The following is a 10,723-nucleotide window of genomic DNA, read 5'->3' on the forward strand; positions in this document are numbered from 1 at the left end:
ATCTTCGTTCGCCAAAACCATAATGTTCCGCTTCGCCGGTCTCCAGATCATGTTTGGTCAGGCCGTTGAACAGGAACCAGCCCGGCTCCCCGGTCACGCTATAGACATAGCGATAGGGCTGGCCCGCGATCTGCTGGTTGATCATCCCGAATTCAACCGGATAATCGTCGAACAGGGTTTCTTCCCGGGTTTCTCCGGTCTTCAGATTGAACCGCCAGCGGTGCAGCTCTGGCTCGAAGCTGTGCAGATCGATGCTGGCGCCCATGCTTTCATAGCCCGCCGGGAAATCGGTCAGCGGTGGCGGCACCGGATCATTCTGGAAATAGCCGTCGAGCACGACTTCATCGCCATCCTCATAAGCATTGGACCAGTGCAGAACATAGGTCGGTTTGGCCTCGAACCATTTTATCTCGTTCGGTTGCCCCAGGCGCGGGATGATGCCGAAGCGGGTCGGCTGATCGGGATGCCAGGCGGGGATGCGCAGGCCCCGGTCGAGCAGATCTTCTTTCCAGTAGAGCGGGCAGTCGTTGAAAATCGCGAAATTCTCGGTGAACGCCATATCATGCGGCAGGCGCGGTCCCGGCAGTGCGATCGGAATGAAATGCTTGAGTCTGTTGTCGGGTCCGACCACGCCATAATGGAGATAGGGCGCTTTGGTCGAATAGTTGAAAAACAATAATTCGCCGGTGGCTTCATCGACTTTCGGATGGGCGGAAATGCCGTCCTCGGGTACCCAATCCGCCGTGCCCAGAGTTTCGAGTGTCTGCGGATCAAGCCGATAGCCTTCGCCGCATTGATAGAAGGTCGAGAGGATCGCACCGGCATGGACCACGACATCGGTCGAGCTGCTATCCTTGACGCTGCCATGGGCGCCCCAGCCGGGTCTTTTGCTATCGGACGGCTTGCCCATGATGCCGACCCACAAAGGGCCGCCTGCTGCCTGCTCCGCCTCAAAACCTTCGGTGCGGACAAAGCGGTTGCGATAGATCGCCTTGCCATCCTGCAAGCGGATCGTGTGGATCATCCCGTCGCCGTCAAAGGGATGATAGCGGCCAATGCTGTCATGCACCGGATTTTCGGTATTGCGGACATAGAGGCCATCGATATCGGCCGGAATCTCGCCGATTATCTCCAGCTCATCGCTGTCCAGCTCCTCGAAAACCGGGGTCCAGGAGCCATTGCGATAGGGGTGGTCATTCGGCTCCAGCGTTACCTTCACCTGATTGACCGGCGTGCCCATCAGTCGCGCAGCAATTCGTTGATACCAGTCTTGGACCGGGTCTGCGCATCGACGGTCTTGACGATCACGGCGCAATAAAGCGACGGTCCTGGCATGCCATCAATATTCACTCTGGGCGGCAATGTGCCCGGCACCACGACCGAATAAGGCGGCACTTCGCCGATCCAGATCTTGCCGGTAACCCGGTCGACAATCTTGGTCGATGCACCGAGATAGACGCCCATTGAGAGCACGGCGCCTTCGCCGACGCGCACGCCTTCGGCAACTTCGGCGCGTGCGCCGATAAACGCACCATCCTCGATGATAACCGGACCGGCTTGCAGCGGTTCGAGCACGCCGCCGATGCCAGCGCCGCCGGAAATATGGACATTCTTGCCGATTTGCGCGCAGCTGCCGACCGTGGCCCAGCCGTCAATCATGCTGCCTTCATCGACAAAGGCGCCGATATTGACAAAGCTTGGCATCAGCACGACGCCGCGCCCGATGAACGCACCCTGCCGGACGATCGATCCGGGCACCGAACGGAACCCGGCTTCGCGGAAGCGGTTTTCGCCCCAGCCGGTGAATTTGCTTGGCACCTTGTCCCAGTGATTGGCGCCACCGGGGCCTTCGATCAGATGGTTGTCGTTGAGCCGGAAGGAGAGCAGCACGGCTTTTTTCAGCCACTGGTTGACGACCCACTGGCCATCCTTTTTTTCCGCAACCCGGGCGGTGCCGTTGTCGAGCATCGCCAGCGCCTGATTGACCGCATCGCGCTCCGCTCCCTGTGTCGTAAGGCCCAGTGATTCGCGCTTGTCCCAGGCGGTATCGATGATGGTCTGCAATGCTGCGGTCATGTTGGTATTTCTTCCTTGGCGGTGTGGAGGCCGGTTACCCAGCTTTCCAGATCGGTGATTTCATGGTCAATATAGGCGGGATCATGCTCGCGGCCAGCCCATTCTGCACCAGTGTTGATCCACACGGTGGTCATGCCCAAATCTTTCGCCGGACGCAAATTTCGCGCCATATCTTCGACAAACAGGGCGCGGGTCGGGTCGATACCAGTGGCGGCGATCATGCTGTGATAGGCGGCTGTTTGAGGCTTGGGGACAAGGCCGGTATCCAATATGTCGTGCATCTGATGAAACAGACCGCCCAGGCCGCGCTTTTCCAATACCCGTTCTGCATAAGGCCGGTCGGCATTGGTGAATACCAGCTTCTCGCCCGGTAACGCTTCAATCGCTGCCCGCACCAGCGGTGCAGGCGACAGGCGGTCCATATCGATATCATGGACAAAATCGAGGAAATCAGCCGGATCGGTGCCATGATGATGCATCAGGCCGGCCAGCGTGGTGCCATGATCGTGGAAAAAGCCCTTCTGGATCTTTCGCGCTTCGACCAGATCACAATTCAGAGCCTGGGCGATATATTCACCCATCTTGACATCGATCAGCGCGAACAGGTCGCACTCGGCCGGGTAGAGCACATTATCGAGATCAAAGATCCAGTGATCGATATGGGTAAGTTCGGGTGGCATGGCGCAATCGCCTAAAGACCGTTTCCGGCAATCACAAGCTGCAATATTGACTATGCCCGCGCTCCAGCACCCTTGATAGTTGTACTATTGTGACGGAGAGCCTTGAGGACGGTATCGACAATGCCATCCGCATCGAGGCCCGCTTTGGCATATTGCACATCCGGCTTGTCCTGATCCTGAAATATATCAGGCAGGCGCATGGTACGGATTTTGAGGCCGGCGTCTGTCAGGCCATTGTCAGACGCAAAAGTCAGCACATGCGCGCCGAGGCCGCCAACAGAGGCTTCTTCGACGGTAACCGCGACTTCATGCGTCGTCAGCAATTTGCGGATCAACTCTTGGTCGAGCGGCTTGGCGAAGCGCAAGTCGGCGACGGTCGTGCTGAGTCCTTTGGCTTCGAGCCGCTCTGCGGCCTTCTTGGCTTCTTCGAGTCGGGCGCCGAGCGAGAGAATTGCGACCTTGGTGCCCTGCTTGATGATTCGGCCCTTGCCGATTTCCAGCTGTTCGAGCTTTTCCGGAATCGGCACGCCGGTGCCGTTGCCGCGCGGATAGCGAAAGGCGATCGGACCGCTGTCGTGCAAGGACGCGGTATAGGTCATGTGGGCCAGTTCCGCCTCATCGGCAGCGGCCATCACAACGAAATTCGGCAGGGTTGCCAGATAGGTGACATCGAATGATCCGGCATGGGTGCTGCCGTCCGCTCCGACCAGCCCGGCGCGGTCAATTGCGAAACGGACAGGAAGATTCTGGATCGCCACATCGTGGACAACCTGATCATAAGCGCGTTGCAGGAAGGTCGAGTAGATGGCGCAGAAAGGCCGCATGCCCTGGGCCGCGAGACCGGCGGCAAAGGTTACGCCATGCTGTTCGGCAATGCCGACATCAAAGGCCTTGTCGGGATGCGCCTTGGCGAATTTATCAACACCGGTGCCCGAGGGCATGGCTGCGGTAATCGCGCAGATACGAGGATCGCTATCGGCCAGCTTGGCAAGCGTTTCGCCAAAGACATTCTGATAGGCCGGCGGTCCGCCGCCCGGTCCCTTGTCCTGTTTGCCGGAGATCACATCAAATTTAGCCACGCCATGATATTTGTCGTCGGCTTCCTCGGCAAATTTATAGCCCTTGCCCTTTTCGGTGACGACATGGATCAGGCAGGGGCCTTCGGCGGCATCGCGGACATTTTCCAGAATCGGGATCAGATGCTCCAGATTATGGCCGTCAATCGGACCGACATAATAGAAGCCGAGTTCCTCGAACAGGGTCCCGCCCATCGTCATGCCGCGGGCATATTCGTCGGTCTTGCGCGCCGCATCGTGAAGCACCTTGGGAAGCTTGCGGGCGATCCGCCGCGCCAGCTGGCGCACACCGAGAAATTCCCGGGAGGATACGATTCGGGCGAGATAGGCCGAAAGCCCGCCCACCGGCGGCGCGATCGACATATCATTGTCATTGAGAATGACGACTAGCCGGTTGCCAGCCGCCTCGGCATTGTTCATCGCTTCATAGGCCATGCCCGCGCTCATCGCGCCGTCGCCGATGACGGCAATACCGCGTCCGGGTTTATTGTTTAGTTTGTTGGCAATCGCAAAACCAAGGGCAGCGCTGATCGAGGTCGAGCTGTGCGCGGCACCAAAGGGATCATATTCGCTTTCCGACCGCTTGGTGAAACCGGACAGGCCGCCGCCCTGTCGCAGGGTCCGGATTCGGTCGCGGCGACCGGTGATGATCTTGTGCGGATAGCATTGATGGCCGACATCCCAGATCAGCCGGTCTTCGGGTGTGTTGAAGACATAGTGGATGGCGGTCGTGAGTTCGACAACGCCCAGACCAGCGCCCAGATGGCCACCGGTTGTCGAGACGGTGTCTATCACTTCGGCGCGCAGCTCATCGGCAAATTGGCGGAGCTGGGCGGGCTTCAATTTGCGCAAATCGGCTGGAAAGGAGACATTATCCAGCAAAGGTGTATTCGAAACCGGCATATTCACTCCCTGTTTGATTCCAGCTTTAACGGCATCACAATGCTCTGTCGAACTTTCAACTGACAGCTGGTTGAATTTCGCTGACACGCAGGATGGATTAATTGCATTTCTGGCAAATGCCGCGCACCTCTATCACCGGACGGATCGATTTAAATCCCTGACTTTTTGCGACTTTGCGGACTTGCTGCGACAGGGAGTCATCATCAATATGGGTTGCTTCGCCGCATGTGTCGCAGACCAGAAAAATACAATCATGCTCGCAGCCGGGATGGCTGTTGGCGAGATAGGCATTGGCGCTTTCGATCCGCATCGCGAGATTGTTCGCCACGAAAAGGTCGAGAATCCGGTAGACGCTGTTCGGTGCGACGCGTTTGCCGCGCGCGGCGGAAACCAGCTCGGCGATGTCATAGGCCGATGCCGGGCGAGAGAAACCGGCCAGCGAATCAAATATCGCCGCTCTTGTATCGGTCCATTTCTCGCCGGATTTTTCCAGATTGGCGCGTGCCGCGTCGGCTAAAGAATCGCCTTGATGCTCATGATGATCATGTTTTCCCATAGGGATAATTTAGGGATGTTTCGCCGCAAGGGCAATGGGGCGCAATCAATGGGTGGCGCGGTAGTTCAAATCATGGCCCAGCGCGAGCAATCCGACGCCCAACATGGTGTACAATACTTCAGCGCCGCCATGCCCGCTATCATGTCCGATCGATATCGCGCCCATCATCATACCCAGCCCGAGGCTGCCGATGGCGACCGGCATGATATAACCATGATCCAGCACGCCGCGTCCCAGAGTGAAAAAGCCCAGGGCAATGGCGACCCCCAGACCAATTTCATGGAATAGCGGATCGAGAAGCATACCGCCTGCCGAGGATAGAATTGCGACAAGGGCGATGGTCGAGACACAATGGACAACGCACAGGCCGGACAGGAGTACGGCCATACGGTCCCACAGGCCGTCCCTGACCAAAAGACCATCTTTGTCCCACAATTTTGCTGTCGTAAACACGACTCACTGCCTCACTTGTTGGTTGCGTGAAGCGGATATAGGAAAAAGCGTGTTAAGATACAACATATCATTCTTGAATTTTCCGGCTAGCGCCCGTGTTTCTGGTTGTCAGGCCATGGTTTTGATCCCAAATAGCGGCCAATGACCGATCCGATCCCCCTGAACCTGCCGACCAATAAGGCACGCACCCGTCCGATAGCCATCGCAAATTGGCTCTATTCCGTCGCTTTTCTAGTGTTCATCATGGTCGTCGTCGGCGGCATCACCCGGCTGACCGAATCGGGGCTGTCGATAACCGAATGGAAGCCGGTGACCGGCGCGCTACCGCCGCTGAGCGAAGCGGACTGGCTGTCGGAATTTGCGAAATATCAGCAGATCCCGGAATATCGGGAAATTAGCGGTCCTGCGGGCATGACACTGGCGGACTTCAAGTTCATCTATTTCTGGGAATGGGTCCACCGCCTGCTCGGACGGCTGATCGGTGTGGCGTTTGCGCTGCCGCTGCTCTGGTTTGCGATGAAGCGGGCGATCCCATCCGGCTATAGCTGGCGGCTGGTTGCGCTGCTCGCGCTCGGCGGCTTGCAGGGCACGATCGGCTGGTGGATGGTCAGTTCCGGTCTGAGCGAACGGACGGACGTCAGTCATTTCCGGCTGGCGGTGCATTTGTTGACCGCGCTGTTCATTCTGGGCGGTCTCGTCTGGACGGCGCTCGATCTGCGCCGGCTGGCGGCTGGTCATAAAAGGCCGGCGCGCATGACCGGTCTGGGCATAGCGGTGCTGGCGGTGCTTTTGGTCCAGCTTCTGTTCGGCGCCTATACCGCGGGTCTGAATGCCGGCTATGTGTCCAGCACATGGCCGTTGATGAACGAATATTTCATCCCTGGCGGGATCAATTGGGACGCCGGCACGTGGAGCGCGCTCAACAATGACCCCTATCTGATCCATTTTATCCATCGCTGGTGGGCTTGGGTCGTCGTCGGATTTCTCGTCATTCTTGCTCGAAGGGTGCGGCCTATTGACCGCAGTGCCTCGATTGCGATCCACATCGCTTTTGGCAGCCAGATATTGCTCGGAATCGCAACGGTAATGACCGGAATCGATATCCATCTTGCGGTATTGCATCAGGCGGTGGGTGCGCTTGTGGTCGCATCGACAATATGGGGCGTGCATCTGATCGGCCGTGCGCCGCAGTGAGCCATTCTCGAGCGGACAGGCGTTTCGGCTAAGCAGCACCAAGAAAAAGGGTCGCGCGGCTAGGTTCCAAACCACGCACGGTAATATTATACCCTCCAGCAAAGCCCCGCTTTCGCTTGACTTGCCGCAAAAACAACGCCAATAGCGCCCCAGTTTGCCGGACGCCTGCGAATCAGGATCGTTCGGCATTTGTTATTTTTGAATCCCAATTCTCCAAGAAGGAGCCACCCCATGAAGGGTATCACCAAACAGACCCAGTCGGCCAAGCCTGCTGACGTCGAAAAGAAATGGCATATCATTGATGCCGAAGATCTGGTCGTTGGCCGGGTTTCCTCGATCATCGCCAACATCCTGCGCGGCAAGCACAAGCCAAGCTACACCCCGCATGTCGATTGCGGTGATCATGTGATAGTGATCAATGCTGAAAAGGTGAAGTTCACCGGCAACAAGACCAAACTGAAAACCTATTACAAGCACTCCGGCTATCCCGGCGGCATCAGCGGCACGACCGCGGAAAAGATCCTCGAAGGTCGTTTCCCCGAGCGTATCATAGAAAAAGCCGTCGAGCGGATGATCCCCAAGGGCCCGCTTGGCTTCGCCCAGATGCGTGCATTGCACGTTTTTGCAGGCACCGAGCATCCGTATAACGGCCAGAGCCCAGTGGCGCTCGACGTCGCTTCGATGAACCGTAAGAATAAGGTGGGCGCATAATGTCTGACGTAAAAACCGATCTCGCTGATCTGAAAGATATCGCTGGCCCGGCTGTGGTCGATGCACCGGTTGCTGCCGACGCAGACGCGGAAGTTGTAGCCGTTGAACCACCCGTATCCACCATGCCCTTGCGCGAGCAAGAGCTGGACAAATTTGGTCGCGCTTATGCGACTGGTCGCCGGAAAGACGCGGTTGCCCGTGTATGGCTGAAGCCTGGCAAGGGCAAGATCACGGTCAATGGCCGCGATCAGGAAACCTATTTTGCCCGCCCGACCCTGCGTCTGGTGCTCAATCAGGTTTTTGCGATTACCGAACGCGAAGGCCAATATGACGTTGACGTCACGGTCAAAGGCGGCGGTCTTTCGGGACAGGCTGGTGCGGTCAAGCATGGCATTTCGCAAGCTCTGACCAAATATGAACCAACGCTGCGTGCCGTTGTCAAGGCGGCAGGCTTCCTGACCCGTGACAGCCGCAAGGTCGAGCGGAAGAAATATGGTAAGGCAAAAGCGCGTAAGAGCTTCCAGTTCTCCAAGCGTTAAGCGAACCGACATCGAATTGCGAAAAAGGCGGCCTGCGGGTCGCCTTTTTTATGACGGTTGGTTTTTAGGGCTTCCGAGAATTTGGCACGGGATGCTGGGGCTGCCTGATCGCGGACCGGCTTGAGACGAACAGCATGATGGTCGTCAGTATCGCTGAGATCAACATCACCCACGCGGCCCCGATTGTTCCGAAGCTTGGCAGAAATGCTGCCATGAGGAGTCCGAGTGCGACCAGTCCAACAAGCCGGGCGACGAGCGCATTTCGTGCGCGCCCGGCCGCCTGCAGCAACGGCTCCAGGCCCAGGCCTGCCAGGCTGATGATGGTCGCAGCACCCAGCAGCAGCAATAGCGGGAAAGCTGCGAGATATTCGGGGCCGGAAATCAGGGCAATGATATATTTGCCGAGCAACAGCAGGCCAATGAACAGCACGGCACCGCTGATCGCCGAAGCCCGAAGGGATCGCCAGAACAGGGCCCGCAATTCCCGCGATTGGCCGATAGCGAATAATCGGGACAGTTCGGCAAATAGCGGGCGGGCAAATACCTCGGACAGCCGGTTGAGGCTATTGGCAAGCTGATCCGCCAGACGGAAGAGGCCAGCTGCTGCTGGGCCGACGAAAAAACCGACAATCACGACTACCAGCCGTTCGCGGACAACGCTGATCAGATAGGCGAGATTGGTGAACAGCAGAAAGGCCAGAAATTCTTTTCGGCTCGGCGGCACAACTGCCAGAGCGGCTGCGTTGCGCAGCGGGTGGTCGGTCTCGTCGCGCAGCCACACCATCAACCACATGACCACAAAGCTGACAAATTCGGATAGCCCCCAGACAATCAGAAATCCGGTCATGGAAGGTGTCGTCAGAAACAGGATCAAGGCCCCGGCGAAGCGAACGATGGGAATGATGGCGTCGCCAAAAGCATTGCCGCCAAAGCGATCCTGGGCACGCAATATACCGATAGGTGTCGACCGGACCGACAGGAACACGATCACGCCATAGCCCATGATTGCCTGGACGATCGGAATGCTCCAGCCAAATTGGGAGGCCCCGTAGGGGAGCATCAGCCACAGGGCGCCGCAAGCAGCAAGCCCGCCGAGCAATTCAATCCAGAAGTTTTGTGCCGACAATTTTCGAAATTCCCGATGCTGGCCAGCCAGCAAATAGGGCACGCCAAATTGAACGACCGCCTGCCATGTCTGGAGTTTCAATATTGCTGTCAGCACCTGAACCGCGCCGACGATCACCATGAATTCACCGAAGCCGGCGACGCCCAACGTCCGAGTCAATATCGCGAGATAGAAAATGCTCAGGATCGCACCGACGCCCTTGGCGGAAAACAGCCAGCTGCTGTTGCGAAACACCCGGACAAGCGAATCCTCGCTGGTGGACCATCTGGAGAGCATGTTTCGCGACACAGGTTTCAACTTTTCCAATATATGATCCGGCGGTTGAGCCTTTCTTTATCGCAAAATCCAGTTTTTTCTTTTTCTCTATTGTCAGGGTGATGCTGGAAAAATCCGGTGTAATTGCCAAAGCGAGCCAGCAATGCAGTTTTTTGGGGTGGCTTGCCGGGCTGCTGCTGCTAGCGAGGCAATATGACCCAAGATAACCGCACCGCAGACATCGCCAATTTCGTCACCCATCTGGAATGCTCCAAAACTGGAGATATTTTGGCGGCGGGGACCGTACAAAACCTGTCGCCGGCTGGCGCGCCAATATTGGTGCGCTATGATCTGGCTGCGGTTGCTGAAACGCTCACCAAGGAAAAGCTGGCCGCTCGGCCAACCGACCTCTGGCGCTATCGTGAGCTGTTGCCCGTCGTCAGCGCCGCCAATATTGTCTCGCTGGGCGAGGACATGACGCCCTTGATCACGCTCGACAATTCGCTCGGTTCCAATGTGATCGTCAAGGATGAAGGCCGTCTGCCAACCGGATCGTTCAAGGCGCGCGGGCTGGTTATGGCGGTGACGATGGCCAAGGAACTGGGACTGAAACGACTCGCCATGCCGACCAATGGCAATGCTGGTGCCGCGATGGCCGCCTATGCCCGGCGCGCCGGGATGGAGGCTTTTGTTTTCTGTCCGGATGACACGCCGGAAGTGAATGTGCGGGAGATCGCCTTGCAGGGCGGGAAGATCTGGCGGGTAAACGGCCTGATCAACGATTGCGGCAAGATTGTTGCTGACGGTGAGGCCGAAATGGGCTGGTTCAATCTCTCGACGCTGAAAGAGCCTTACCGGATCGAAGGCAAGAAAACGATGGGCCTGGAACTGGCCGAGCAACTGGGCTGGGAAATGCCGGATGTGATCTTCTATCCGACCGGCGGTGGCACCGGCCTGATCGGCATGTGGAAGGCGTTTGACGAACTGGAAGCGATTGGTTTCATCGGTTCGGCGCGCCCCCGGATGGTCGCGGTGCAGGCCACCGGCTGCGCGCCGATTGTTGATGCCTGGGAAAAGGGGCTCGATCACGCGCCACTGTGGGAAAATGCCCATACCGTGGCTGCGGGTATACGCGTGCCGGTCGCGATTGGCGA

At 57.7% G+C, this 10,723-nt stretch carries 11 protein-coding genes; 4 read left to right on the top strand and 7 right to left on the bottom strand.

Annotated features, from left to right (window positions below):
• The 6 genes from V7665_RS11840 to V7665_RS11865 all read right to left on the bottom strand — a co-directional run.
• A partial coding sequence (locus V7665_RS11840) for a carotenoid oxygenase family protein (protein WP_335664744.1) occupies nt 1-1,240 on the bottom strand: 1,240 nt, incomplete at its 3' end.
• Nucleotides 1,240-2,076: a 2,3,4,5-tetrahydropyridine-2,6-dicarboxylate N-succinyltransferase gene (gene dapD, locus V7665_RS11845; RefSeq protein WP_335664745.1), complete on the bottom strand. Its 837-nt coding sequence runs from the start codon at nt 2,074-2,076 to the stop codon at nt 1,240-1,242. The genes V7665_RS11840 and dapD, both read right to left, overlap by 1 nt.
• Nucleotides 2,073-2,756 (bottom strand): pyrimidine 5'-nucleotidase, encoded by a 684-nt coding sequence (locus tag V7665_RS11850; RefSeq protein ID WP_335664746.1) that lies wholly within the window; start codon nt 2,754-2,756, stop codon nt 2,073-2,075. The genes dapD and V7665_RS11850 overlap by 4 nt, the downstream gene beginning before the upstream one ends.
• A gap of 50 nt (nt 2,757-2,806) precedes the next feature.
• Complete coding sequence (gene dxs / locus V7665_RS11855; RefSeq protein WP_335664747.1) at nt 2,807-4,735, bottom strand: 1-deoxy-D-xylulose-5-phosphate synthase; 1,929 nt, start codon at nt 4,733-4,735, stop codon at nt 2,807-2,809.
• Nucleotides 4,736-4,832: 97 nt separating this feature from the next.
• Nucleotides 4,833-5,291 carry a Fur family transcriptional regulator gene (locus V7665_RS11860; RefSeq protein ID WP_335664748.1) on the bottom strand — a complete coding sequence of 153 codons (459 nt, stop codon included), beginning with the start codon at nt 5,289-5,291 and terminating at the stop codon, nt 4,833-4,835.
• A 45-nt stretch (nt 5,292-5,336) separates the two neighbouring features.
• Nucleotides 5,337-5,678, bottom strand: a complete 342-nt coding sequence (locus V7665_RS11865; protein WP_335664754.1) for a MerC domain-containing protein — start codon at nt 5,676-5,678, stop codon at nt 5,337-5,339.
• A 207-nt stretch (nt 5,679-5,885) separates the two neighbouring features.
• Here V7665_RS11865 and V7665_RS11870 point away from each other — a divergent pair, with 207 nt between their 5' ends.
• The 3 genes from V7665_RS11870 to rpsI all read left to right on the top strand — a co-directional run bounded on the left by V7665_RS11870 (nt 5,886) and on the right by rpsI (nt 8,188).
• Nucleotides 5,886-6,938 (top strand): COX15/CtaA family protein, encoded by a 1,053-nt coding sequence (locus V7665_RS11870; protein ID WP_335664749.1) that lies wholly within the window; start codon nt 5,886-5,888, stop codon nt 6,936-6,938.
• Between the two features lie 231 nt (nt 6,939-7,169).
• On the top strand, nt 7,170-7,649 hold the full coding sequence (gene rplM / locus V7665_RS11875) for a 50S ribosomal protein L13 (protein ID WP_335664750.1): 480 nt from the start codon (nt 7,170-7,172) through the stop codon (nt 7,647-7,649).
• Nucleotides 7,649-8,188, top strand: a complete 540-nt coding sequence (rpsI, locus tag V7665_RS11880) for a 30S ribosomal protein S9 (protein WP_335664751.1) — start codon at nt 7,649-7,651, stop codon at nt 8,186-8,188. Before rplM ends, rpsI begins: the two co-directional genes overlap by 1 nt.
• A gap of 64 nt (nt 8,189-8,252) precedes the next feature.
• Here the strand turns inward: rpsI and V7665_RS11885 are convergent, their stop codons facing one another.
• The gene (locus tag V7665_RS11885) at nt 8,253-9,620 is read right to left on the bottom strand and encodes a lipopolysaccharide biosynthesis protein (RefSeq protein ID WP_335664752.1); all 1,368 of its coding nucleotides are present in this window, start codon (nt 9,618-9,620) and stop codon (nt 8,253-8,255) included.
• Between the two features lie 162 nt (nt 9,621-9,782).
• On the opposite strand from V7665_RS11885, the gene V7665_RS11890 reads away from it, so the two are divergent.
• The coding region (locus V7665_RS11890; protein WP_335664753.1) for a threonine synthase at nt 9,783-10,723 on the top strand (941 nt) is incomplete at its 3' end.

Source organism: Parasphingorhabdus sp., from assembly GCF_036964675.1.
In the GTDB taxonomy this organism is placed as follows: Bacteria; Pseudomonadota; Alphaproteobacteria; order Sphingomonadales; family Sphingomonadaceae; genus Parasphingorhabdus.